Source organism: Streptomyces sp. NPDC057287, assembly GCF_042667905.1.
In the GTDB taxonomy this organism is placed as follows: domain Bacteria; phylum Actinomycetota; class Actinomycetes; order Streptomycetales; family Streptomycetaceae; genus Streptomyces.
In genome coordinates, this window is record NZ_JBHUYV010000005.1 from 278656 (window position 1) to 302670 (window position 24015).

The 24015-nt window shown below is 71.9% G+C and carries 18 protein-coding genes; 10 read left to right on the top strand and 8 right to left on the bottom strand.

Translation table 11 applies throughout. The features are described 5' to 3' along the window. The first annotated feature begins 265 nt into the window (after window positions 1-265). From ACFUNE_RS12005 to ACFUNE_RS12045, 9 genes are all read left to right on the top strand, one after another. Window positions 266-1315: a YihY/virulence factor BrkB family protein gene (locus ACFUNE_RS12005; RefSeq protein WP_383565390.1), complete on the top strand. Its 1050-nt coding sequence runs from the start codon at window positions 266-268 to the stop codon at window positions 1313-1315. Window positions 1316-1502: 187 nt separating this feature from the next. Further along, on the top strand, window positions 1503-1916 hold the full coding sequence (locus ACFUNE_RS12010) for a phage holin family protein (RefSeq protein WP_383565392.1): 414 nt from the start codon (window positions 1503-1505) through the stop codon (window positions 1914-1916). Next, complete coding sequence (locus ACFUNE_RS12015) at window positions 1913-2407, top strand: DUF3618 domain-containing protein (protein WP_383565394.1); 495 nt, start codon at window positions 1913-1915, stop codon at window positions 2405-2407. Before ACFUNE_RS12010 ends, ACFUNE_RS12015 begins: the two co-directional genes overlap by 4 nt. Before the next feature lie 160 nt (window positions 2408-2567). Beyond that, window positions 2568-2702 (top strand): hypothetical protein, encoded by a 135-nt coding sequence (locus ACFUNE_RS12020; protein ID WP_383565396.1) that lies wholly within the window; start codon window positions 2568-2570, stop codon window positions 2700-2702. An 835-nt stretch (window positions 2703-3537) separates the two neighbouring features. Beyond that, window positions 3538-4398: a DUF4132 domain-containing protein gene (locus ACFUNE_RS12025; RefSeq protein WP_383565398.1), complete on the top strand. Its 861-nt coding sequence runs from the start codon at window positions 3538-3540 to the stop codon at window positions 4396-4398. Next, window positions 4395-9593, top strand: coding sequence for a hypothetical protein (locus ACFUNE_RS12030; protein ID WP_383565400.1), 5199 nt, complete (start codon window positions 4395-4397; stop codon window positions 9591-9593). The genes ACFUNE_RS12025 and ACFUNE_RS12030 overlap by 4 nt, the downstream gene beginning before the upstream one ends. Continuing rightward, window positions 9593-10828, top strand: a complete 1236-nt coding sequence (locus tag ACFUNE_RS12035; RefSeq protein ID WP_383565402.1) for an AAA family ATPase — start codon at window positions 9593-9595, stop codon at window positions 10826-10828. Before ACFUNE_RS12030 ends, ACFUNE_RS12035 begins: the two co-directional genes overlap by 1 nt. Before the next feature lie 3 nt (window positions 10829-10831). Further along, on the top strand, window positions 10832-14698 hold the full coding sequence (locus ACFUNE_RS12040; protein ID WP_383565404.1) for a DUF5682 family protein: 3867 nt from the start codon (window positions 10832-10834) through the stop codon (window positions 14696-14698). After that, on the top strand, window positions 14695-16536 hold the full coding sequence (locus ACFUNE_RS12045; protein ID WP_383565406.1) for a hypothetical protein: 1842 nt from the start codon (window positions 14695-14697) through the stop codon (window positions 16534-16536). Before ACFUNE_RS12040 ends, ACFUNE_RS12045 begins: the two co-directional genes overlap by 4 nt. 37 nt (window positions 16537-16573) lie before the next feature. Here the strand turns inward: ACFUNE_RS12045 and ACFUNE_RS12050 are convergent, their stop codons facing one another. From ACFUNE_RS12050 to ACFUNE_RS12080, 7 genes are all read right to left on the bottom strand, one after another. Beyond that, window positions 16574-17080: an HAD family hydrolase gene (locus ACFUNE_RS12050; RefSeq protein WP_383565408.1), complete on the bottom strand. Its 507-nt coding sequence runs from the start codon at window positions 17078-17080 to the stop codon at window positions 16574-16576. Between the two features lie 49 nt (window positions 17081-17129). Then, the gene (locus ACFUNE_RS12055; protein ID WP_383565410.1) at window positions 17130-17546 is read right to left on the bottom strand and encodes a YybH family protein; all 417 of its coding nucleotides are present in this window, start codon (window positions 17544-17546) and stop codon (window positions 17130-17132) included. An 82-nt stretch (window positions 17547-17628) separates the two neighbouring features. Beyond that, window positions 17629-18222, bottom strand: coding sequence for an isochorismatase family protein (locus ACFUNE_RS12060; RefSeq protein WP_383565412.1), 594 nt, complete (start codon window positions 18220-18222; stop codon window positions 17629-17631). A 429-nt stretch (window positions 18223-18651) separates the two neighbouring features. Further along, on the bottom strand, window positions 18652-19521 hold the full coding sequence (locus tag ACFUNE_RS12065) for an alpha/beta fold hydrolase (protein WP_383565414.1): 870 nt from the start codon (window positions 19519-19521) through the stop codon (window positions 18652-18654). Window positions 19522-19622: 101 nt separating this feature from the next. Further along, the gene (locus tag ACFUNE_RS12070; protein WP_383565415.1) at window positions 19623-20087 is read right to left on the bottom strand and encodes a hypothetical protein; all 465 of its coding nucleotides are present in this window, start codon (window positions 20085-20087) and stop codon (window positions 19623-19625) included. A 377-nt stretch (window positions 20088-20464) separates the two neighbouring features. Beyond that, complete coding sequence (locus ACFUNE_RS12075; RefSeq protein WP_383565417.1) at window positions 20465-20800, bottom strand: STAS domain-containing protein; 336 nt, start codon at window positions 20798-20800, stop codon at window positions 20465-20467. 492 nt (window positions 20801-21292) lie between these two features. Beyond that, window positions 21293-22018, bottom strand: a complete 726-nt coding sequence (locus ACFUNE_RS12080; RefSeq protein WP_383565419.1) for a hypothetical protein — start codon at window positions 22016-22018, stop codon at window positions 21293-21295. 570 nt (window positions 22019-22588) lie between these two features. On the opposite strand from ACFUNE_RS12080, the gene ACFUNE_RS12085 reads away from it, so the two are divergent. Further along, on the top strand, window positions 22589-23242 hold the full coding sequence (locus tag ACFUNE_RS12085) for a hypothetical protein (protein ID WP_383565421.1): 654 nt from the start codon (window positions 22589-22591) through the stop codon (window positions 23240-23242). 15 nt (window positions 23243-23257) lie between these two features. Here ACFUNE_RS12085 and ACFUNE_RS12090 read toward each other — a convergent pair whose 3' ends face one another. Continuing rightward, a complete protein-coding gene (locus ACFUNE_RS12090; protein ID WP_383565423.1) occupies window positions 23258-23983 on the bottom strand; it encodes a dienelactone hydrolase family protein in 726 nt (241 codons plus the stop codon). Window positions 23984-24015 lie beyond the last annotated feature (32 nt).

The following is a 24015-nucleotide window of genomic DNA, read 5'->3' on the forward strand; positions in this document are numbered from 1 at the left end:
TCAGCCCTTGGGAGCAGGCTCGGCGCCCACCGCTCCACGATTTCACCCTGCTCTGCACCGGAGTCGGAGCGGGGTCTGCGTCGTCGCTGGCAGATGACGGGGCCACCGTGTGAGAAGGCCTGGTGGATGTGCGGATCTTCCAGTGGATCGCGGCGGAAGCCCTGATCAGCTGAGCCGGAACACACCTCGGCGACGGCTGTGACCGCAAATCACCGGGACAGGCCTTCCCGGACATGAGACGCGCTGCGGTGGAAACCCGCTGGATATGGCAGACACACCGAAGCCGGGACGCGCCGGCAGCGAGTACGAGAACGGGACCCTGGACCGGGAAAGCGGAGTGGGCCCCGACGAACAGGTCGACGACCGGGCACCGGACCAGCCGACCGAGCTGCCGCACCGGTCCTGGAAGGCGGTGCTGCGCGGCACTCTGAAGGAGTTCCAGGACGATGAGCTCCCGGACCGGGCCGCCGCACTGACCTACTACGGGGTGCTGGCGCTGTTCCCCGCTCTGGTGGTCCTGGTGTCCCTGCTGGGTATCGCCGGCGAGTCGGCCACCGAACAGGTCCTGGAGAATATGCAGAAGCTGACGCCGTCCTCCGCCCGCGACGTGATCAGCGACGCGGTGGAGCAGCTCCAGGGCAACTCGGGCGTCGGGTCGTTCATGGCGGTCGCGGGTCTGGCCGTCGCGGTGTGGTCGGCCTCGGGTTACGTGGCCGCTTTCATCCGCGTCTCGAACGTGGTCTACGAGATGCCCGAGGGCCGACCGGTGTGGAAAGTCCTGCCGCTGCGCCTGGCGCTGACCGTGACGCTGATGATCCTGGCGTGTGCCAGCGCGCTCATCGTGGTCTTCTCCGGCGGCCTGGCACAGCAGGCGGGCGCCGCCCTGGGCATCGGGAACACCGCCCTGGCCCTGTGGTCGATCGCGAAGTGGCCGGTCCTCGTCCTCCTGGTCACCATCATGATCGCGGTCCTCTACTGGGCCGCCCCGAACGCCAAGGGGCGCGGGTTCAGGTGGGTGACCCCGGGCAGCTTCCTGGCCCTGGTGATCTGGATGCTCGCATCGGCGGGCTTCGCTCTCTACGTCGCCAACTTCGCCTCCTACAACAAGACCTACGGCGCCCTCGCCGGCGTGATCGTCTTCCTGGTGTGGCTCTGGATCACCAATCTGGCGATCCTCCTGGGCCTGGAGTTCGACGCGGAGATGCTGCGACAGCGTGCGATCGCGGGCGGCCTGCCCGCGGACGAGGAGCCTTACGCGGAGCCCCGTGACACCCGCACCTGGAGCGTCGGGGACCACCGGCGTATGAAGCGGTGAGCGGCTCCTCGCCCGGCTCCTCCCCCGGCTCCTCGCCGCGGGACGGATGCGGACGCGGTTGCTGGGTAGCTGGGCGACAACGACGTACGCATCCGGTGAGGAGGCTTTTCCCCAAGGCCGACTTCCCCACGGGGAAGTCGATCCCTTGACGATTCCGACCGACCGAGGAAGGCACGGTGACCTCAACATGAGCACAGCAGAGCGGCAGCCACGCGCGGACGGCGACCAGGTGGGCGTGCTGGTTTCGCGCGCTTCGCAGCAGATCTCGGAGCTGGTCCGCGAGGAAATGCAGCTGGCACGTTCGGAGATGACGCAGAAGGGCAAGCGCTTCGGGAAGGGCGGCGGCCTTTTCGGCGCCGCGGGTCTCGTCGGCATCCTGGCGGCCCAGAGCCTGGTGGCGACCTGCATCGTCCTACTCTCGCTGGCCCTGCCCCTGTGGGCAGCGGCGCTCATCGTGACGGCGGTGCTGGCAGCGGTGGCCGCCGCGGCCGCGCTGGCCGGGAAGAAGCAGATCGACCGGGCCGGCGGCCCCGCCCCCGAACAGACCATCGACAGCGTCAAGGCCGATCTGGCCGAGGTCAAGGAGAAGGCACACCGATGAACGACGAATCGCAGAACAAGATGGGCACACCCACCCCCGAGGAGCTTCGCGAGCAGGTCGAGCGGACGCGCGACGAGCTGGGACAGACCGTCGAGGCGCTGGCCGCCAAGGCCGACATCAAGGCGCAGGCGAAGCAGAAGACCGCCGAGGTGAAGGAACAGGCCGCGGAGAAGACCGCCGCCGTGAAGGAGCAGGCCGCCCTCAAGGCCGCGTCGGCCTCCGACCAGATCCGCGAGAAGACGGGGCAGGCCGCACAACTGGTGAAGGACAGCACTCCCGACGCCGTGCTGGAGAAGACGGCGCAGGCGGCCGCGCAGGTGCGTGAGCGCGCGGCCCAGGCGGGGCAGTACGCGACGGACAGGACTCCCGATCCGTTGCTGGAGAAGGTGGGCCGGGCGGCGACGGCCGCACGCGCCAACCGCGCCCCTCTAGTTGCGGGCAGCGCACTGTTGATCGCCTTCCTGTTGATACGCCACCGACGCAACCGATGAAGGCATCCGGATCGCCTGCAAGCCGGTCGGGCTGGGCTTACGGTGGCGACGGGTGCGGTGACGAGCCGCACTGAACGCCGTCCCGCCAGTCCGGCCCCCCCTTCGCACTGGCCCGGCCAGGGTGGGGTCAGGGTGGCAGTCGACCGGAGAGGACCGCTCGGTGGCCACGCATGAGCAGCCGGCCGAGGGGGCTGGTCCCGGCCGGCTGCTCATGCGTGCCGGACGGGACGTGGTGGACGGCCGGCGCATCCCGGACTTCATGAAGGTGCAGCTCGTCGAGGTGGGGTCCCGGTGACTCCGCGTCTCATCGAGCGAGTCGTGATGAAGAGCGAGGCGGGCCCGGTTCTGCTCACATCCCTCGGCCCGCTCAACCGTCCCACAGAGCAGGCGGACCTCCATGACCCGGCCGAGCGGTCAACGTTCGGAGTCGAGCCGGCGACCGGGGCGGTCCACTTCGTCAGGCCGGGGGGCGTTGTTCGCCAACTCGAGTGTCGGCACCTGGCTCGACGTCCTTCACCGTTACGGCAGATGCGTCACCGCCTCCGAGCTTCTCGGTGAACCGGACAGCCCCTGAGGAGTACCTCTCCGAACAGGAGGAAGAGCAGGCTTCCGCCGAGCTGAGCCGGTTGGTCGAGGAGCTGAGGACGGCCGACCCTGCGGCCTTCGCACGCTACGACGTGTCTCTCCGGCCGGAGCTCCCGGATCGACGGCTCTACTGACCGGGTTCCGCCGACCGCCGCCGACCGGCAGACGAACCCGACCGTGCGGAAGTCGGCTCCCCCGCTCGGGACCCGAAGTCGGCCGTCGGCCGTGCCGGCCGCTCACTCGCCTGCGTCTCCGCTGTGGACACCGGCACCGGCATGAGGCCCGGCCGGTCGGTCTCTCGTTCTCCCTGGAACGGTTCGTACGGGCGATCCTGGTGACGCACGGGACGTGCGTGCCACGCGTACTGCGGACCGTTCCCAGCCGTCGGCGGTGCCCGGCCGGAACGGCCGAGCGCACAGGCCCCGGACTCATTGTCACTGGGTACGCCTAGAGTCTCTCCCACTCGTCACGGTGCGTTGCCGTCGGCGGGTCTCATCAGCCTGCCGCCAGACCGGCGGCGTCCGGAACGACGGGGAGAACAGCGCATGGGGTGGGTACCGGCAGGCGACTACGAAGTCGCTCTGGAAGCTGGCGAGGTGGTGTGCCGCAACGGGAAGGGCCGACGGCTGAAGTCCGTCCCGGCCAAACTGAAGGATGATCCGGCGGTCGTCGGGCTCCGGCAGTTGACCGAGTGGCTGGAGCGGCACGAGCACCGGTGCCTGGCCGACGTCGAGCAGTGGATGGTGCGTTCGCTGCCCGTTCCCACGGCTGTTCTCGCCCAGGTCTGGCCCGACCCGGCGTGGCAGGCGGCTCTGCGGGACGTGGTCGTGACCGGCACGGACGGCGGGGTCGCCGGGTTCCTGCGCGATGTCGACCCCGTGCGCGGTCTCGGCCTCGTCGACCTGGACGGCGACACGATCCGCATCACCCCGGACGTCGTCAGAGTGCCTCACCCCGTCCTCCTCGACGACCTCGACGACCTGCGGGAGTTCGCGGTCGAGCTGGGGGTGCGCCAGAACGTGGGGCAGCTGTTCCGCGAGGTGTGGCAGCGACCGCAGGGCCTCGCCCCGGACACCACCTCTGTCGACACCTACGCCGGCGGAGTGTTCAAGGAACTGCGGTTCCTGCACGGCCGGGTCACCCAGCTCGGATACCGCTCGCGCGGCGGGTACGCGGTCTGCCCGGTGGTCGAGGACGGCGCCACCGCCGAGGCTCGCATCTGGATCGGCGAGCACGACGGATACGGCGAGTACGGCACGGAGACCGGTCCCCTGGGGTGGACCGAGCCCGCGGGGCGCGCGTTGACGGCCGCCGAGGTCGGACCTGTCACCTGGTCCGAGGGCATGCGCATGGCAGCGGCGCTCTACGCCGGCCGCGACGTCGAGGACGAGGCGCAGGCCGCATGAACACCACGACGAAGACGACGAGGACGAACACCAAGGTGAACACGACTGCAGCGGGCACGGCGGCATCGGGCACGGTGCCCCTCCCCGCCCAGGCTCGGGGCGAAGGCACCTCCGCCCCCACCGACGACACCCGCGTGGCGGTCCTGCTGGACGCCGGCGCGGTCCTTCCCGTCGGGACCACCGACCGGGACGACGCCGACGCGCTGACCGCCCGCACCTACACGCACACCGCCCTCGGCGACCGCCCCGTGGTCCGGCTCGTACCCGGCACTCTCGGCGAAGCCGAAGACCTGGCCCTGGAGTTCCTCGGGCTGGCCCGGTCCGCCGAGACCCCCGTCGTGGGCCAGGTTCGCCGCGAAACGCTGGGCTTTCCGGCCTGGGCACTGGTCAACGACCCGGCCAACGGGCACCACGCCCTGGCCCTGGTCAAGGACATCGAGCGGCTGGGCCGGCAGGCCAGGACCCGTGCCGGAGCGGCCAAGGAGGGCTTCGACGCACTCGGCACCCGGCTCGGCCGGGCCGTGCCCCACTTCCTCCCCACCTACTACGAGCAGGTGGCGCGCCTCTTCCTCCAGGCGGAGAACACCAGCTACGCCGCCTCCTTCTTCGGCAAGGCCCGCGAGGCCGAACGGGTGCACGGGCTGGTCGTGGACGAGGACCGCCAGAGGGCCGTCTTCCTGGAGTTCGCCTTCTCCGGCGCGCTGACCGTCAAGGCGCTGCGGCAGTACGTGCGCGACCTGGTGGCCCGGCTCGCACCGGCGGACGCCTGGACACAGTTCCGCCGGCTGCTGATCGAGCGCTGCGCCGCCGGCATGCCGCCGTACGCGGCGCTGCCGCAGGACGTGCGCGCGCTGGTCAAGGCCGCCGGACTGGACCGCGATGCCGCCGAACGCGAGCTGATGGCCGATCTGATCAGCTCTCCGGGAATCGTCCGCGCCCCCGCCTCGTTCTGGACGGCCTACCGCTCCGCGCTGGTCGCTCTCGCCCTACGGGACGCGGCCGTGCGCGCCAGGCTCCTCGACTTCTTCCCGGAGACTTTCAGCGAGAGCGGCGAGGACAAGGAAGGGGAACAGGGCTGGCTCGTACTGCTGGCCGAATCCGGCGCCGAGGATCTGCTGACCGCCCTCCCGGACGATCCCGATTCCGCCGCCACCCGTGACCCGTCCGTCTCCCCGGCGGACTGGATCGCCCGCTGGGAAGCGCACCGCCGACGCAACCGGGTCACCTCCGGCCGCAGCCCGCAGACTCTTGACCTGGCCATCCGGATGGCAGACCGGCTGTGCGCCGACGGACGCCCCGTCGAGCTGTTCCAGGGCCGCTACCAGCGCACCGCCGACCTGGACCTCCTGGACCTCTGCCTGGCCTCCGGCATACCCGTCGCCGAGCCTGACGACCAGGCCGGGGGGACCGCACAGGGTTCCGCTGTCCCCCTCGGCGCCTGGCTCACCGACACCGCGCCCGGAGCGCGAGATCTCACCGCCGTCGCCGAACGGCCGGTCTTCCGCGCCCTGCTGAGCCGGACTGTCGGCAACCTCGGCGGCGGACGCGGTCAGCGGCTGGACGACACCGGCATGGCGAGACTGGCGGCGCATCCGGTGCTGTCCGGGATCCTGCGGGAGTGGCTGACCGTCTGCGCCGAGGAGTACACGGCCGCGCGAGGGCTTCCCGGGCTGCGCGTCGCCCTCAACAAGCTCTCGGCGTACCGCTCCGTGGTCGCGGAGGTGGCCCCGGAAGCGGTGCGCCTCCTCACGGACCACGATGTCGTCCCGCTGCTCGCCTCGACCCTGCGCACCGGCGTCCTCGACGAACTGGGCTGGTCAGCGCTGGACGAGACCTACGCGGAGCTGGCCGCGGAGGCGTCGTCCGCCACGCGTCAGCGGCGTGACCGGTCGGAGGGCGTCGGCGTCACCGGCGCCTGGCCCGCACTGATCCTCAACACCTACGAACGTGCCGTCGTCGTCGGGCCGGAAGGCGTTCTGCTGCGGCACCCCCTGCGGCTGCCCGCCACTGTGGACCACTGGCGGCAGCTCGCCTTCCGCTACACCGACGGCGAGTTGCTCGTCATCTGGTGGGAGGACGGCAAGCAGCGCGGCTACTGGTCGCACCGCCCCGCGGAGGTGTTCACCGTCGGCGGCGAGCAGACCCCCCGCTGGGGTGCTTCCGGCGCCTCCGACAACGTCTGCCTGCCACTGCCCGGCGGCGGCCGCGCCACCGGCGGCAAGGCTCTGCACGCGGGGGACACCTCCCTCCCGCCGCAGCGCGCCGTTCTCTCCGACGGCACCGGTCACTGGCGGGACGGCCACGAGGGAACTCGGCGGGTCTGGCTGGAGTACGACCCGGTCAGCGGCACGCACGGTCGCGCCTCCCTGCCCGCCTTCCTTCGCTCCGGGGTGCAGGACGGCACCCGGCTGCTCACCGAACACTGCCAGGTGCTGCCCCTCCAGCCCGGTCTGGAAGGCACCCCGTTCGGCACGGACGGTACGGTCCTCGGCCGCTGGGTCCGCCGTACGGTCACCGAAGCGGGCCTGCCTGCCCCGGCGGACGGGCACCGGACGGTCGCGGGCACTCCCGACGGCCGCACGGTGGCCCTGCCGCACCCGCTGCCCGGAAGCTCCCAGGCCCTGGTGCCTCTCGGCGCCCTCACTCTCCCCGGCGGTTCACACCCCGTCATGGCCGTGGCCGGGCGATCCGTCGAGGCACACCACGCGGACACGGAGGGCACCGGCGGAAAGCTGTGGGCCGTCACCACCGATTCCTCGGGCGGAAACGACGCCGCGGGCACCCCTTACGTCCCTCCCGTCGCCTACTGGCACGCCATGCGCCCCAGGGACGAGCGGGGCTCTGCCGCCCTGCGGGGCCTGGCCGACTCCCGGGTGGCAGAGCTGTTCGAGGGGGTCGCCACCGCGGTCACCCGGCACCTGGAAGCGTTCCACGCCGTGAAGGACTACACCGGGCCCTCGTCGCGTGAGCTGAGCCGGGAAGCCGTCGCCCGGGTGCTGCCCGAGGTGTCGGACGCGCGGCTGCTCGCGGGCGTCACCGCGCTCGTCCGCGACGCGGTGGACAGGGCCGTCGCGGCCGCCCGATACCTGGAGCCGCCTCAGCCGGCCGTCCCCCGGTCCACCGCGCACACCCAGGGCATGTTCTTCGACCACTCCCCCGAGCACGGCGACGACACGACCCTGCTGCACGCCACCGGCTGGGGGTCCGAGCGGATGTCGGGCAGTTGGTGGGGAGCGGCTGGCCGGTGGACCACGATCCGGCAGATCCTCGCCGTCGAACACGTCCTCGGCGGTAAGCCGGCCTTCGGCCCGCCCGTGCCGTCAAAGGTCCCGTTCACCCCTGTGGACGGCTGGCAACGGGACGAGTACACCGTCCCCGGTCAGTCCCTGGACTGGACCTCCCTGCTGGACAAGCTGCCCGAACTGGCCTATCGGGCCGCCTCGGCGACCACCGCGCCCGAACACCGCGCAGGTCTCATGATCCTGCTCGACGCGCTCGCCCAGGGTCCGCTGGCGGACCCGGCGGGCACGGTCCGGCAGGTGGAGCTCGTCGAGCCGTACGGCGGAACGCCCGGGCAGGGACGACCCGAGGCCGTGCACCGCCTCGGCCAGGTGCTGCGCAAGGGCGCCCGCACCGTCGTGGTCCTCGCCGAGCGGGGCAGGAACCCCCGGAACGACGCGGCACGCTGGCTGGCCCTGGATCATGACCCCACCGGCGCTTTCGGTCCCGTTGCCGGCTTCACCCTGGACCGTGAGCACGTCCACCGGCAGGGCATCACCCGCACCCGGCTCACCCGTCTGACCACCCTGGTACGGGAGCAGGGCGCGGCACCCTGGCATCCCGAGGCCGCCGAGGCCTTCCACTCGGCCACCGGGATCGGTCCCCTCCAATCCGCGGCCCTGGTGTCGGCAGCCGTGGACGGGCCGGGCGCCGAGGTGCTCGGAATCCTCGGGGCGAGGACCCGTGCCTTCGAGGCGGCCCTGGCCAGGCTGGACGCCCTGCCCCGTGCCGACCGCCACGCGCTGGTCCGGGCACTGCTGCCCGCCGACCCTGCCGAGCTGTGGTCCACCGGCCCGGACGTCTCTGCCGCAGCCGAGGTCTGGCAGGCACGGCTCGCCGCCCTCGTCCGCGTCCCCGAGGAACTGGACCTCGACCTGTCGGGCACCGCCCCCGGCGCCGTCGATCTGGTCCTGAATTCGGGCTCCAGGACGTGGCTGGGCCGAGGCACCCCGGTCGAGGACGGCACCGGCCGGCCCGGCCTGCGCCGGGTGAGTGCGCACGGATCGCTCTCCTCCGCCGTGACCGCGCTGCGGACCCTCGCCTACGCGCTGCCGTACGGACACTCCCTGCGCGCGCACCTGCCCGTCGGGCTCGCGGCCCTGCGCCGCGCTCTCGCCGACCCGGACCTGGTGCTGGACCTCGGGCTGGACTGGACCGAGGCGGGTGGCTCGATCGGTCCCGTGGTGCGGGCCGCCCACCAGCTTCCCGAGTCCGGCGGCACGGGGCCCGACGGTCTGGTCCGGGCCGGTGCGGCGCTGCTCCTCGCAGCCGGCCACGGCACCAACGAGAAACTCCTGATCCGCCCGGCCCGTCTGGAAGGCCCCGAGGACCCGGCGTTCGGCCTTGTCGAGGGCACCGTCGCGCAGTACCGGGTGGGTGAACTCCGCGCCCTGCGGACCCTGCTGGGCAAGGAGATCGACGCCCTGGTCTCGGCGGGTGCCCCCGACGGCACCCCGCACCACCCTGCCCAGGACCCGACGCGCGCGGTGCCGGAGCTGGTGGCAGAGGCCGCCGCAGCCCTCGGGCTGAGCGCCGACGCCGCCGCCCTGTACCTGATGCTGCTCGCCCTGCCCGACCCGACGGACCGCAACTGCGCCCGCTGGAGCGCGTGGAAGCCCGCACGGATCAAGAAGGCCCGGGCGGAGCTCGCCGCCACCGACCTCGTGGTGGAGGCCAAGCGCTCCCGCGCCGGCCGCACCCTCTTCCTGCCCTGCGGCTGGCTCGAACGCGGCGCGCCCGGTCTGCCGCTGGAGACCTGGAAGGAGCGGCTGTACCCCCTGACAGGGTCCACCCGGACGCTGCCGGACAGCCCCGTGCCGGAGCTGTTCGCCACGGCTTGGGCACGGGCCCGGGGCGGCGACGCCCCCGCCTTCGAGGAACTGCAAACCCGCGCACCCCGGAAGGGCCGCCGCTGATGACGAGCGACACCACGACCACCACTGAGAGCACCGGCACGGGCGCGGTCCCGGACCACGCGACGCCTCCTGCCGGTGTCTCCGGCCGGGAGAACCGCCAGGTCATCCCGCCGGAGGACCAGTACGGCACCGAGCTGGCCTTCCTCGCCGCCCACGACGCCGGGCCGCGCCCGCCCGGCTGGCTGCTCACTCCGCGCGCTGTCGTCACCTTCGTGATGGGCAGCGCGGGCGAGGCGCTCGGCCTGCCGAAGACCGCGCGGCCCGCTGCCGGGGTGCCACGCCGTCTGGTGATCGAGCAGAAGTTCGTCGGCGAACGAGCCCTGGTCGAGCGCTGTGTGGTCACCCTCGCCGGGGAGCGCGGGCTGCTGCTGGTGGGTGAACCGGGCACCGCGAAGTCCATGCTCTCCGAGCTGCTGTCGGCTGCTGTCTGCGGGACCAGCGCACTCACGGTGCAGGGCACCGCGGGCACCACGGAGGACCAGCTCAAGTACGGCTGGAACTACGCGCTGCTGCTCGCCCAGGGCCCCACCGAGCAGGCCCTGGTGCCCTCCCCGGTGCTCACCGCCATGACCCGGGGCGCCGTCGCCCGTGTCGAGGAGGTCACCCGTTGCCTGCCCGAGGTCCAGGACGCGCTCGTGTCACTGCTGTCCGAACGGCGGATCGCGGTGCCCGAACTCGCGGGAGCCGAGGGCGCCCAGGTGCACGCGGCCCCGGGTTTCACCCTCATCGCCACTGCCAACCTGCGGGACAGGGGCGTCTCGGAGATGTCAGCCGCACTGAAGCGGCGCTTCAACTTCGAGACCGTGGGCCCGATCGGGGACATGGACGCCGAGACCGCGCTCGTCCGGCGCCAGTCGCGGGCGGCCGTCGAACGGGCGGGCGCCGCCTACCAGGTGGACGACGCGGTCCTCGAAGCGCTCGTCACCGCTTTTCGGGACCTGCGCGACGGCCGCTCGGTGGAAGGCTGGGAGGTCGAGCGCCCCTCGACGGTGATGAGCACGGCGGAGGCGGTCTCCGTCGCGGGATCCCTGGGCCTGGCCACCGCCTTTTTCCCCGGCGACCGGGACGTGCTCTCCCTCCTGCCCGGCCATCTGCTCGGCGTCGTACGCAAGGACGACCCCGCCGACGCGGCACGGCTGCTGGGGTACTGGGACGGGCCGGTGCGCAGGAGGGCGGAGCAGGGGTCGGCCACCTGGCGTGCCCTGTGGGAGCTCCGCGCGGTGCTGGAGAGCTGACGGATGAACCAGTCGATCGCCCCGGACGCGTCGGCCATCGCCGAGACGTCGCCCGCCGCTGACGCGTTGCCCGGCACCGAGGTGTCGCCCGTCGGTGCACCGCAGAGCCCTGCGGCCGGGCCCACCACTCCGGAGGCCGCGGTCGCGGCCCTCGCAGCGACCGGACCCGGGCTGCCGTTCCTGATCGGGGTGCGTCACCACGCGCCCTCGCTCGCGGCCGCCCTGCCGGCGCTCCTGGACGCGGCGGCCCCCGACATCCTCCTCGTCGAGCTGCCCGCCGAGTTCCAGCCCTGGCTGGGCTGGCTCGCCCACGAGGAGACCGAGGCTCCGGTGGCGCTCGCCGCCGTACCCGCCGACGGAACGTGCGCGGGTGGCGAACGAGGGCCCGCGTTCTATCCGTTCGCGGACTTCTCGCCCGAACTGGTCGCCCTGCGCTGGGCGGCCCGGAACGGCGTCCCGGCCGTGGCATGCGATCTGCCGCTGGCCGAGCGGTCCTGGGCACGGGGCGGGGCGGACGCCCCCACGCCCGTGCCTTTCCCTGGTGCCGCGCCGGTGCGGGGGGAGGCGCACGGGCTGTCCGCCGCCCTCCGCTCCCGGCTCACCGGCCGCGACGGCGACGACCTGTGGGACCGGCTGGTGGAGGCTCCGGCCCCCGGTTCGACACCCGAGGCGCTCCGCCGTGCCGCCCTCCTCACCGGCTGGGCGCTGCGGTACGAAGCCGAGGGGACGGGTGGCGTGGACGGCGAGGACCTGGTCCGCGAGGACTGCATGCGCGGACATGTCGCCGAGGCCCTGGCGAACGGGCGGCGGCCCGCCGTGGTGGTGGGAGCCTTCCACACCCCGGCGCTGCTGCACTCCGCCCACGGGGCGGCCGAGGCGCCCGCCCGGGGAGAGCGGGCCGCCTCCGCCGCACCGAGCGGACCGGATGCGGGCGGCCAGGTGAACGGCGCTGGCACGACGGTCGCGTGCACGGTGTCCCTGATCCCGTACACGTACCCGCTCCTCGACTCACGGTCCGGTTACCCGGCCGGTATCCGGGACCCGGAGTGGCAGCAGACCGTCCTGGATGCCGCCGGGTCCCCGCCCGCGCTGCACGAGGCGCTGATCCGCACCGCGGTCCGTGTCTGCACGGCCCTGCGTGAACAGGGCCACCCCTACGGCCCGGCGGACGGCCGGGAGGTCGTCCGGGTCGCAGGGGACCTGGCGCGCCTGCGTGAACTGCCCGCCCCCGGTCGCGGCGAGTTCCTGGAGGCCGTGCAGACGGTGCTCGGTCGCGGCGAGACCTACGGCACCGGTCGAGCCGTCGCCCAGGCCCTCGAACGCGTGCTCGTCGGATCCCGCACCGGACGGCCCTGCCCCGCCGCTCCGCGCAGCGGGCTGGGTCCGGCGGTGGAGGCCGAGACCGCGGCGCTCTCGCTCCCCGGCCCGGAGGACTCTCATGAGAAGACACCGCGTGATCTCCGGCTCGACCCGGCCCGCTCCGTCCTCGACGGGCGGCGCCAACTGCTGCTGCGCAGGCTGACGGTGTGCGGCATCCCCTACTCGCGGGAACAGCCGGTGACAGGTGCCGGTGGCTCGGAAGGGCTGACGACCCGCTGGCAGGTGGGGTGGACCCCGGCGACGGCCGCGATGCTCACCGCGGCCGGGGCCCGTGGCGTCACCCCGGCGCAGGCTGCCGAAGGTGTGCTGCGACAGCGGCACGCGGCCGAGCTCGCGCACGGCGGACCCACGGCCGCCCAGGTCGTCAGGGGCCTCACGGAGGCTGCCGAGTGCGGACTGCACGCGCTGGCCGACGAACGGCTCACGGAACTGGCGGCCGTGCTCCCCTCCAGCGGCACCCTTCCCGACATCCTCACCGGGCTCGACCTCCTGGACCGCCTCGATGCCGGCCACCTGCCCGGCCCGGCAGCCTCCGACGCTCCGTCAGTTTCCGGGGACACTGAGGATCCTGCCTCCCACGTCTTCCCCACCGCCTCCGCCCGTACCGCCCGCATCGCGCACGCGGCGGAACTCCTGACCTCGGCGGCGGTCCGTCAGGTAGACGGCCTGACCGGATCCGAGGAGCCCGAGGACGCCCGCGCCCTGCTCGAACTGGCCCAGCGCGCCGACCGAGTGGGCGGCATCCGTCTCACCGACGCCCTCGTCCGGCTGACAGCCGGCGGCACCCCGCTGATCGCCGCGGCTGCCGGTGCCGTCCGGGTGCTGATGGGCCACGAGAAGGCCGAGACCTTCGGGGTGCGCGTGGCGTCCTGGGTGGACGGTGCTGTCGACGGCACCTCCCGGGCCGCGCTCGCCGCCCGCCTCACCGGCGTCCTGACGGCGGCGGGCCCGCTGCTGACCGTCGGATCCGGGGCCCTGGATCCGCTGCTGCGCCGTGTCGTCGAGCTGGACGACGTCGCGTTCCTGACACGGCTGCCCGCCCTGCGCGGCGGCTTCGACACCCTCAGCCCTGCCGCACGGGACCGGCTGCTGGACACCATCGAGGAGAGGCTCGGCGAACGGGTGGACAGCCTCGACGCCGACGACCCGGCCGACCTGGCGGCCCGAGCGGCCGCCGACCTCTCGGCCCGCGAACTCCTCACCCGCCTCGGCCTGCCCGTCCCCTCCCCCGCGCACGACGACCGGATCCCGCCGCAGTCGGACCACCTGACCGCGCCCCCGACCGTCCCCGCATCCTTCACCCGCACACCTCCCCCCGGGCCGGGCGCCTCCGCCGTCCCCGTGCCGACGCATGTCCGCGTCACCGGAGCCGCCCCCGCGCGGACCCTCGCGCCCGCCGACAGATGGCGGCTCGTGCTCGGCCGGCGCCCCGATCACCTGCCGGCCGGTGCCGCCAGGCTGGCGACCGCACTGGACGAGCTGTACGGGAACGGACACGGCGAGGGATCACGTGGCGGCATGCCCGGGCACGGTCGCGGCGGCGGCCGCGAGGCACCGTTTCCCGGCGTCCGCGAGTGGTCCGAGGAACTGGCCGCACTGTTCGGCCCCGGCATCCGCGAAGAGGTCCTGGCGGCCGCTGCCACGAGCGGCCGACAGGACGTCCTCGCAGAGATCGACCCGGCGGCCGCCGCCCCCTCCGTGGAACTGCTGCGTACGGTCCTGCGCCATGCCGGAGGTCTCCCCGAGGCGCGTCTGGCGGCGCTCCGGCCCCTCGTCCGCCGCTTGGTCGACGAACTGACCCGGCAGCTCACCACCCGTCTGCGGCCCGCCCTCACCGGCACCATGCTGGCCCGGCCCACCCGCCGCCCGGGCGGCCGGCTGGACCTGCCGCGCACGCTGCGCGCCAATCTGGCCACCGCCCGCCGGACGGCCGACGGCACACTCCAGGTGATTCCCGAGAAGCCGGTGTTCCGCAGCCGCGCACGCCGGTCGGCCGACTGGCGCCTGATCCTGGTCACCGACGTCTCCGGGTCCATGGAGGCGTCCACGATCTGGTCCGCGCTGACCGCCTCCGTGCTGGCCGGGGTGCCGACCCTGAGCACTCACTTCCTCGCCTTCTCCACGGAGGTCGTCGACCTCACCGGCCATGTGCACGACCCTCTCTCGCTCCTGTTGGAGGTGAGCGTGGGCGGCGGCACACACATCGCCGCGGGGCTGCGGCATGCGCGCAGCCTGATCACGGTGCCCACCCGCACCCTCGTCGTCGTCATCAGCGACTTCGAGGAGGGCGCCCCGCTCGGCGGACTGCTGGCCGAGGTCCGGGCCCTGGTGTCCACCGGGGCACACGTCCTCGGGTGCGCGAGCCTCGACGACGCGGGCCGGCCCCGCTACTCGACAGGCGTCGCAGGGCAGCTCGTGGCCGCCGGTATGCCCGTGGCAGCACTCAGCCCGCTCGAACTGGCCCGCTGGATTGGGGAGAAGACAGCATGACCACCGCCCAGTTGCCACCTGTCGCGCCGGAGGTCACGGCCACGCTGGTGGAAGACCTCTCGCCCCGGCTGCGCAAGCGGCTGGACGCGGCGGTCACCAAGCTCGGCGCCCGTCCGGCGCACCGCGACGGGGACACGGTGACGATCGCGGTCGACGAGGAGACCGATCTGCGCCTGCACGCCCCGGGCGGCGTGGTCGTGTCGGCGGACGCCATCACCTGTGGCTGTCTTCTCGCCCCGGCCTGCGTCCACCGCGCGGCCGCCGCCTGCGCCGCCCCCACAGCGGATCCGGCCCCTGAGCCCGCCGGGCAACCGGCGCCTGCCGCGACCGAATCACCATCGCACGCCGACGACAACGCCCCCGTTGCCGCGCCCGACGTGGCGAGCCCGGCCGAGCGGGCCGCAGCCGACGCCGTATGGTCAGCTGCTGCCGCCGTGCTGGAGGCAGGAGTCGATGGAGCCGGTGCCGTCGCCCAGGCGGCGCTCCTGCGCGCCGCGCACACGGCCCGTCTCCAGCACCTGCCGCGCGTCGCGGGCGCCGCACTGTCCGTTGTCACGCTCCTGCGCGCGGCCCGCGCCGGGGACCCGTCCTACCGCACTGCCGACCTCGTCACCGCCTTGGCCGAACTCCTGGGAACCGCGCACCGGGTGGGGGCCGCGTCCGGGGCGGAGCTGGCCGCAGTCAAGGGCCGGGCACGCCGCCCGTACAGTCCGGACGGCTCGCTGCGCCTGTACGGGTTGTTCACCGAACCCGTGGTCACCGACTCGGGGCACGGCGGCGCCCGCACCTGGGTCGCCGGACCTGACGGGCGGCTCTGCACGGTGGGCGACGTGGCCCCCGGCGGGGTCGGACGCGCCCTGGGCGTGGCCGACCGAGCCGTGCGCCTCGGGGAGAGCGCGCTCACCCACCGGGAACTGGGCCGGGCCGGGCTGTCGGTCTCGGGGGCGACAGTCTCCCCGGACGGCAGGCTGGGTGCCGGAAAGGGTGTCAAGGCCGTCACCGCCCGGGGCGCGGCATGGACGGAACCGCCCCTCGCCGCCCTGTGGGAGACGCCTCCGCTTCAACAGGCCGGACGGGCTCTGCGGTCCACATCCCGCTACGCGGACCCGGACGGCGGCAGCAGCGACCTGCTCTTCCTGGACGTCGAACTTCGCGGCGCCGTACGGGAGGCGAGCGGCACCTGTCTGCTCGCGTGGTGCGACGGTGGCTTCCTCCTCAGGCTCACAGTCGCCGACGACGACCCCGCTCTTGCCCACCGGGACAACCTGATGCTCCTGGCCACGGCGCCGGGGACACGGCTGCGGATCATCGGCCGCCTGGAGCCCGCGCTCCACCCCAGGCTCGCCCTGCTCGCCTGCTCTCACCCGACCGGAGAGGGCAGGATCGACCTAGGCTTCGACCGCCTGCGTCGCGCCGACCTTCCCGTCCAGGAGGCCCGCGTACAACCCGCACAGCCCGAGCCCGGCGGCGCAGGCGCACACTCGCCCCTGCACATCCTGGAACGGCGCGTGGAACAGGCGGTCCCCGCGGGCCGCGCCGCTCTCGGCATGCTCGGCGATGTCTCCGCCGAGACCCGCCGACTGCGGCGGGCAGGTCTCCCCACAGCCGCCGGTCTTCTCGCCGCTCTGTGCGCCTCTGCGGCCAGACGCGAACGCGACTCCTTCGGCCGCCTCCTCCCCGCGGACACCGACGGCTTCGCCTCCCACTGGCTCTCCGCCGCCCGGTACACGGCCGCCGTGTCCGAGTCCCTGTGCGCGGCCGCCTGGGAACCGACGCAGGGAGGCCCGGCCGCTCCGGGCGAGCTACCGCCCCTGCCCGGCCGAGCCGCCCGGCCGTAGCCGTCCGGTGCGGGGAGTCTGCTCGCTCTCATCATCTTCACCGTGCTGCTGTTGGCCGGCCGGCGGGTGAGGCGCGGCCGGAAAGCCGGCCGCCACACGTACCGGGCCAAGCCCAACGGAACCTACGACAACTCGTCGACGGGCAGCCCTCACTGAAGGAGCGTGCACTCCCCTCAGAAGCGTTCACCCGGGGCCGGCGCGACACTGCGGCACACGCATGCGCTCCATCCCGGTCAAGACGCATCGAAGCTGATGACGCGTCATGGCAGAGTGCTGCCTGCGGGCAGGAGACCGAGTGCTTCCATCGGCCCCGGACAACACAGCATCTGCCTGTTCCGCCTGGTCGTACATGGGTTCCCCAGGCCGCTGCGACACTGCGACTTCCCGCAGCCGTAGCTGCCCGCAGATCGAGTGAGGAGTCGCCGACGTAGGCCAATTCGCCAGGGTCGACGCAGAGCTTGCCTGCCGCCAGGACGATTGCGTCCGGTGCCGGCTTGGGACGCGTCACGTGGTCCCCACTGATCAGCACGTCGCCGTCAATCATCGGAAGTGGCTCGTTCCGAAGGATTCCTGAAGGGCTTCCCGCCCGGGCCTCACAGGTCCGTGGCCGATCCCGAAGTGTCTGCGAACGAGTGGTGCTCGTGCGCGACCATCCAGCGGTTGTCCTCACGGCGCAGTCCGAGGGTGAGCCGCAGGCGGTTCTCCGGGTGGGCAGCGAGCTCCTCGGGCGTACCGCAGAGAAGCAGCGCGTGGGCGAAGGCGATGTCCTGGCCGACGGTGATGTCGAGGGAGACGATCTCGAACGACGCGCCCTGCGCCTGCCAGTCGAAGAACGGCGGCCATGTCGAGCGATAGGCGTCGATGCCCCGGACGCCCTCGTGCGGCGGAGGGACGTCGAACATCACGATGTCGTCCGTGTGGTCCGCCAGGACCGCCGGGAGATCACAGCGGTGCACCGCATCGGCCCAACGGGTGATCAGACCACGGATCTCTTCCTCTTCGAGGGTCACGGTTCCTCCGTTCGCGTGCGGAAAAGGTGCGGACGGCTGGGCCGCTCGGACCGCGCCAGGTTTGGGTCGAGACGGGCTCCGTCTATTGCGGTGCGGGAGTCTCGCCGGAGACGGCGACGCCGGCCTGTCTGAAGTCCCCCAGTGTCGACTCCGTCGTGTCCGGTGCGACACCGACCGAGTAGTTCAGAAGGACGCGGGCGCGAAAGCCGGCTTTCACCGCGTCCAGCGCGGTCGCTCGTACGCAATGGTCGGTCGCGATGCCCACCACGTCGACGTCTTCCACCCCGCGCTCACGAAGCCAGTCCGCCAGGGGGGTGCCGTGATCGTCGGCGCCTTCGAAGCCGCTCTTGGAGGCGCTGTGGGCGCCCTTGAAGAACACAGCGTCGATCTTGCCGCTGGTGGCAGTGGGAGCGAAGTGGGGATGAAATTCGCCGCCCTCGTGCCCTGCCACGCAGTGGACCGGGAAGCTGTTCCTGTAGTCCGGGTTCTCCGAGAAGTGGTTCCCCGGGTCGATGTGGTGGTCACGGGTGGCGACGACGTACTGGTAGTCACCGCCCGCTTCCTGTTCCACCAGTCCTGCGATCTTGGTGGCGATCTGCGCGCCTCCCGCGACAGGGACGCTGCCTCCCTCGCAGAAGTCGTTCTGCACATCTACGACGATCAAGCCTCGACTCATCACACACACCTCTCAGGTGACACGGGGCAAGCGGGAAGGTCATTCCTTCCGGGGCCCGGGGCCTTCGGACTCCAGCACCCCACCCCAGCGTTCTACCGGCGGCACCACTCCCGGCCGATGCCCGCCGCCTGTCTCTCACCCGCACGGACGTGGACATTCACCGCAGCGAACGACTCGCACGTCCCTGTGGGCACTCCAGGGGCGAGGCGGTAGGAGGGTTCCGTGGCGCGGACCCGAGCGTGGAAGGCCCCAGCCGGCAGGACCCCTGGGGGTGTGCGAGCGTAGGGCGGTCGCCTCTCTGCGGAGGGGCCCCACGGGGCTTCAGCCGAATGGCCTCCCTCAGGACCACAGGTCGGGTGGGGCCGGGGGCCCTGCCCCTCTCCGTACTCACCCGGACGAGTGCTCCACATTCCCCGCCACCACGCGATGTCAGGCAGCTGCCGCTCCCTGTCGGGTGAGCCAGAAAGCGAGAAGGGCGGAAGCCGCCTCGTCAGGCATGTGGACATTGGGGGAATGCCCGCCGCCCTCGATTCGGACGAACGCAGAACCGAGTTGACGGGCCATCCGCTCCACACCGTCAGGGTCCCACGTCTCGTCGGGAGTACCGGAGACCACCAACAGAGGAACGGCGGATCGGGCCAGATCACTCGTGGTGTCGGCCTCGTCCAGCATGTGCTGCGCGACGGCAGCCAACTGGCGCGGGCTGTTGCTCACCCACCGCTTCTCCAGAAAGCGTTCGACGTCCTCGGGCACGGACGCGTCCTTGCTTCGCACGAACGGCCAGATCTCGGCCAGGGGCATCGATTCGATGACGGAGAGCAGCATGTTCAGGCGTTCCCGCTGCCAGGAGGAGACGCTGGCGGGACCGAAGTTCATCAAGGTGGCCGACGCCCAGAGGGACGGGTCCCCCTGAGTCGCGATGACTGCCGCACGGACGAGACCTCCCCCGTAGGAATGGCCCAGCAGGTGAACCGGGCCGGCTCCCAGGGAACGGGTAACGGCTACCAGATCGCGGACCAGGTCGCCCTGGGCGTACGAGGGCGCCGGTGAGGCGTCGCCGGTCTCGTACTGACCTCGGCAGTCCACGGCCACTACACGGAGGCCGCCGGCGCTCAGGGCGGGCAGCATGGGGAGGAAGTCCTCCTTGCTGCCCATGAAGCCGGGTACGAGCAGGGCCGTCCCCCGCACGGGGGCGTGCCCGGCAGGTGGGACATCCAGGGCGGCGAAGACGCCCCGCTCCGTTCGAAGACGCACCGGGCGGGCGTGGCGCGGGGTTTCGAGGCTCAACAACTGGCTCATGAGCAGCATGATAGGCACGGTCGCCGAGCAGACGAGGCCACTGTTTCGAGCAGCGGAGAGCACACAACCACGCGTATTCGAGGCGCAGTTCGAGGGGCGTTCTACCCTTCGGATCCCCCGCGTGGTTCCGGAACCCTCTCGCGCGATTCGTCGCGGTGCCAGCCCCCGAAGCGCCCGAGGGCCTTCCAGAACCTCTTCTCACCGTTTCTCTCGGTCTGCCGCCGGGACTCCCAGGTGAGGATCTCCCGCCCGTACACGCTGCGAGCCAGGTCGTTCACGTCCTTCTCGATGAGCCGCAGGTGGGTCCCCAGCCTCTGGATGCCGTCGTTGCTGTCCCGCAGGTACAGGTAGGCGACCAGGAGCACGAGCCCGACCACGAGGATGCGCCAGAGCCCGAGGCCACTGCCGAGCGTGGCCGCGATGGCGGTGGCCGCGCCTGCGTACCCGGCCAGTTGTTGCCGTGCCCCGATCCTCTGGACCACTTCGGAACGCAAGGATTCGTATTCCTTCATCCGAAGGCCGATGATCTCGATGGTCTTCTCGTGCTCACTTGTGCTACCGCTCACGGCACCCCCTCGTCGCTGTGGATGATGCCCAGCGTTGAAGACAGCCACGCCTTCGTGCGGCTGGTACGACGACCGTGAGTAACACGACGCAGCCCAACGGTCGGGCGAACGAAGCGATTCGGCTGGGCAGCGGTTGTCGGGAAGACAGGTGTATCGGGCTGCGCGCTGATCTTCTCGGCCGCGCTCCGTGCCGTCGCAGGTGTGACGTGCCTGTACGCCGTGGTGGCCATGGGCTGCTACGTCCGTAGACGCCGGGCCCACACACGCAGCGGGCAAGAGTGCCCGCTCGGCGAGCCCGACCGCCTCCTACAGGCCGCGACTGCCGACCTGGCGGCGTTCCGTGACGGACCCCCACCCGCCGAACGGGCCCTGCGAAATCAGGCGGCCGCTTGCTGTCGCGTCTCAGGGACCATGTGGGCGAACTCAAGGGTGGGGAAGAGTTCGGCAGCCGTACGCAGCAGTTCCAGTGGCTGTGTCTGCATGCCGGTCACCGTCGTGCGACGGCGCGGGCTGTCCGCCGGTCGCGGATCGGTGAGCAGGTGCAGGCCCGCCGTGTCGACGAAGGGTGTGTCATGAAGGTCCCAGACCACCTCGGTGACCCCCGGCGGCAGGGCGGCGGCCGCGGCTCGTAGCTCGGGCAGGGAGTCATGGTCGATCTCGCCGTGCGGAGTGATCCGGGCCGTGGTGCCCTCGATCATCGTGGTCGTGTCCATGGCGGGCGTGCCCCCTTCCGGGGGTGGTGAGCCCAAAGGCGAAGCGCCCCCGCAGGGGCGGCCGACGATGGCGGGAACCGGGAACCCGTGAAGGGGGTAACACCCGGAACCCAAAGTCCGGCACCCGCGGTGCCGGACGGTCTCGTGTCCTCCCACCGTGACACACTCCCACCCCTCCCGGCCACCACCCGCCCATCAGGGTCGAACCGCATACGCCCTGACCTGCGGTGGTGAGCTCCCCGATCGCGAACTCACCACGCCGGATCACAAGGGAACCCGCTCTCCGGGCGGCTTTGCGCCTGTCCGTCGCCTACGACACGCCCAGCACGTACGGCCCCCCGTGGCCCGACCGGATCGCCTTCGACGCCGAGCCGTTGGTGGAGGCCAGGGCGCGCGGGGAACTCGAGCCGGACTCGGACACCACCACGACGGCAGGGCGATCGGACGGCAATCAACTGCCGATCCGGTCGATCGCCGGAAGGTGCTTGAGCATCACCAGCAGGTCCGCCACACGGTATCGACGGTCTCGGCGTCGGCCAGGGCCGCCGCCTGGTCACGCGCCCAGTCCTCTTCGTTGTAGACGCGGAAGGCGTGCTGCCACTGGATGGACAACGTCTGCATCTTCTTCAGGTCGAGGGCCGCCAGCCTGGTGGCCGCGCCGCGCAGCTCGATGGACACCTCCGCCGGGATCCAGAAGCCGAATCCCTCAAGTTGCGGGCGGAGGTCCCTGTCGATGTCGAGCCACATCTGGGCGACGAGAACCACCCATTTACGTGTCTTCCCCACGTCTGATCCGAATGCTGCGCTCAAGCCCCCCTTCATATCGGCCACCAGCTGACGGAGCATCTGTGCCGTCTGTCGCCACGCGTCGACGTCGGGTTCCGGCCGCGAGGCTGGGCGCAGTTGGGTAAGGAGTGGGGACATGCGTGATTTCACTTCCTCCAGATCCGACTGCCGGTCAGTGTCCGTCGAGGCCTTGAAATGCGCCCTCGTCTTCGTCGTGAACTCAGTGACGACCACATACGCCCGCCGCTTCGCTGCTCGCCGCGCCACGGCGTCGTTCCGGTCATCGTTGAGGCGCGAGACGAAGAGCAGCGCGAACGGCACGCCGATCAGCAAGCTGGTGATGCTGGTGAGCAGGTTGCCGAGGAAGGCATGGTCTCCCCACCAATCAAGGCAGTCGCCCCAGAGGCCGACGGCCCCTGCCGCAAGTCCCATCGGAAGACCGATACACACACTTCGACGGACCAGTGGTGGATTCTCTCGCCACCAGGACCAAGCTCTCCGGATCATGCATCCCCCCGTTGATCGCTCCGAGATGCGACAGTAGCGCGCATCGGGCCCTTCGCCCTGCGCGATCCTCTGGTAGGGCACTCAGCGACATCGCGGCCCTTCGGAGCGTTCGACCGGGCGCTTCATCGTTCGCCGTTCAACGGGCCTGCGGCCAGGTGTCGGAGACATAGACGGGCGGACGGACGGATACCTCATCCCCTATGTCGCTGTCGGGACACGACTGGAACACGACTGAGGCGGGAATGCTGCGCTTTCACGCACGGAGACCTGTCTACTCTCTGGTGAAACCATCGGAACGACGGCAGGAAGGACGCAGGTGTGAGCGCGAACGGGGGCGGAGCGCCGTGGAATCCGTACGCAGGAGGACAACCGCCGGAACCGGGGTGGCCGCCGGTTCCGGTACGCCGGCTGACCTTCGGACGTCTCTTCAATCCGATCGCTGTGGGGCGTGCGGTGTTCACGCCGTCCCGGCCGGACCGTGTGCACGACCCGGCGGTGAAGAGGGTGCAGGTTCTGCGGACGGTCGTCGGCCTGGTCGCCATCACGTGGATGCTGGTGTCCTACGGTCTGGCGTCGGACGCCGATGCCGTGGTGGACGACCGCTTCGACCAGATCCGCACCACCCTCATCGTCCTTGCGGTGACGTTTCCTGTCGCTGTCGCCGCCTTCATCGCGGCGGCCCGCCCGCCCAACCGGCGCCTGTTCCTCCGCCGCGTGGGCAAACCCGCCGGGGCTCTGCTCGCGCTGTTCGTCACGCTCGCCGTGCCGAGGCTGATCACAGGGCTGGGCTATGTCGACGAGCAGACGGACTGGACGGCGTCCGCAGGGCGGGTCGCCTTGCTGTTCGCCCTGGGAGCCTTCCTGCTGTGGCTCGCTCCCTTCGCTCTCTACGGCATCGCGCAGTCGCTGGTGCACGTCTTCCGTACGGCAGACCTCCACGAGACGGTTCCGCCTCTGCTCGCGACGCTGCTCGTCTGGGAAGTCACCGTCTTCGACCTGCTGCGGGGCGCCTACGACAGCGTGCCCTTCGGGGTGCGGGTGGCCTTCACGCTGGGCGCCCCGCTTTCCGTCACCCTCGTGGCCATGTGGGAGCTGCGGCGCCTGCGCACGCGCCACGGCATCACGCTTCGTGGGGCGCTGCTTCGCTGACCCGTCGCGACGACGTCAGACCGTCGCGGGCAGGCACTCGGCGAGCAGGGCGACGACGTCCCGCCAGGCCCGCTGCGCGTGCCGTGCGTGGTAGCCGACGCCGGGGACGACGGGCTGGTCGACCGGAGGGTGGTGGAAGGCGTGCAGAGCTCCGCCGTAGACCACCAGGCGCCAGTCGACGCCTGCGGCCTGCATCTCGGCAGTGAACTCGTCCCGTTGCGCAGGGGCCATGATCGGGTCCTCCGACCCGACCCCTGCCCAAACAGGGCAGCGGATGCGCTCAGCCTCCCCCGGCCGGCCCGTGGTCAGTGCGTTGACAGTCCCGATCGCTCGCAGGCCGGCACCGTCGCGCCCCAGTTCCAGCCCGATGGCGCCGCCGGTGCCGTACCCGACGGCAGCGATCCACTCGGGGTCGGTCCGTGGCTCGGCGCGCAGCACATCGAGCGCCGCGTGGCCGATGCCCCGCATCCGGTCGGAGTCGGCGAGCAGCGGCATGCAACGGGCCAGCATCTCGTCGGGGTCGTCCAGATAGCGCCCGCCGTGGAGGTCGAAGGCCAGCGCCACGTATCCCAGAGCGGCCAGCTCATCGGCTCGACGGCGCTCGACGTCGCTGAGCCCCGGCCCCTCGGGCCCGAGCAGCACCGCCGGCCGGCGGTCTGCACCGGCCGGGAGCGCGAGGTGCCCGATCATCGTCAGGCCGTCGGCCGGATACTCGACCGTGCGTGTGGTAACCGTCGTCATGGGAGGGACGGTAGTGATCGTCGGGCCCTTCC

What these genes read in the sequence shown, in the direction of transcription:
- ACFUNE_RS12040 (WP_383565404.1), top strand. Translation starts at nt 10,832, where the DNA reads ATGAACCAGTCGATCGCCCCGGACGCGTCGGCCATCGCCGAGACGTCG.
- ACFUNE_RS12050 (WP_383565408.1), bottom strand. Translation starts at nt 17,080, where the DNA reads ATGATTGACGGCGACGTGCTGATCAGTGGGGACCACGTGACGCGTCCC.
- ACFUNE_RS12080 (WP_383565419.1), bottom strand. Translation starts at nt 22,018, where the DNA reads ATGGGACTTGCGGCAGGGGCCGTCGGCCTCTGGGGCGACTGCCTTGAT.
- ACFUNE_RS12060 (WP_383565412.1), bottom strand. Translation starts at nt 18,222, where the DNA reads ATGAGTCGAGGCTTGATCGTCGTAGATGTGCAGAACGACTTCTGCGAG.
- ACFUNE_RS12005 (WP_383565390.1), top strand. Translation starts at nt 266, where the DNA reads ATGGCAGACACACCGAAGCCGGGACGCGCCGGCAGCGAGTACGAGAAC.
- ACFUNE_RS12075 (WP_383565417.1), bottom strand. Translation starts at nt 20,800, where the DNA reads ATGGACACGACCACGATGATCGAGGGCACCACGGCCCGGATCACTCCG.
- ACFUNE_RS12090 (WP_383565423.1), bottom strand. Translation starts at nt 23,983, where the DNA reads ATGACGACGGTTACCACACGCACGGTCGAGTATCCGGCCGACGGCCTG.
- ACFUNE_RS12035 (WP_383565402.1), top strand. Translation starts at nt 9,593, where the DNA reads ATGACGAGCGACACCACGACCACCACTGAGAGCACCGGCACGGGCGCG.
- ACFUNE_RS12065 (WP_383565414.1), bottom strand. Translation starts at nt 19,521, where the DNA reads ATGAGCCAGTTGTTGAGCCTCGAAACCCCGCGCCACGCCCGCCCGGTG.
- ACFUNE_RS12030 (WP_383565400.1), top strand. Translation starts at nt 4,395, where the DNA reads ATGAACACCACGACGAAGACGACGAGGACGAACACCAAGGTGAACACG.
- ACFUNE_RS12025 (WP_383565398.1), top strand. Translation starts at nt 3,538, where the DNA reads ATGGGGTGGGTACCGGCAGGCGACTACGAAGTCGCTCTGGAAGCTGGC.
- ACFUNE_RS12010 (WP_383565392.1), top strand. Translation starts at nt 1,503, where the DNA reads ATGAGCACAGCAGAGCGGCAGCCACGCGCGGACGGCGACCAGGTGGGC.
- ACFUNE_RS12015 (WP_383565394.1), top strand. Translation starts at nt 1,913, where the DNA reads ATGAACGACGAATCGCAGAACAAGATGGGCACACCCACCCCCGAGGAG.
- ACFUNE_RS12045 (WP_383565406.1), top strand. Translation starts at nt 14,695, where the DNA reads ATGACCACCGCCCAGTTGCCACCTGTCGCGCCGGAGGTCACGGCCACG.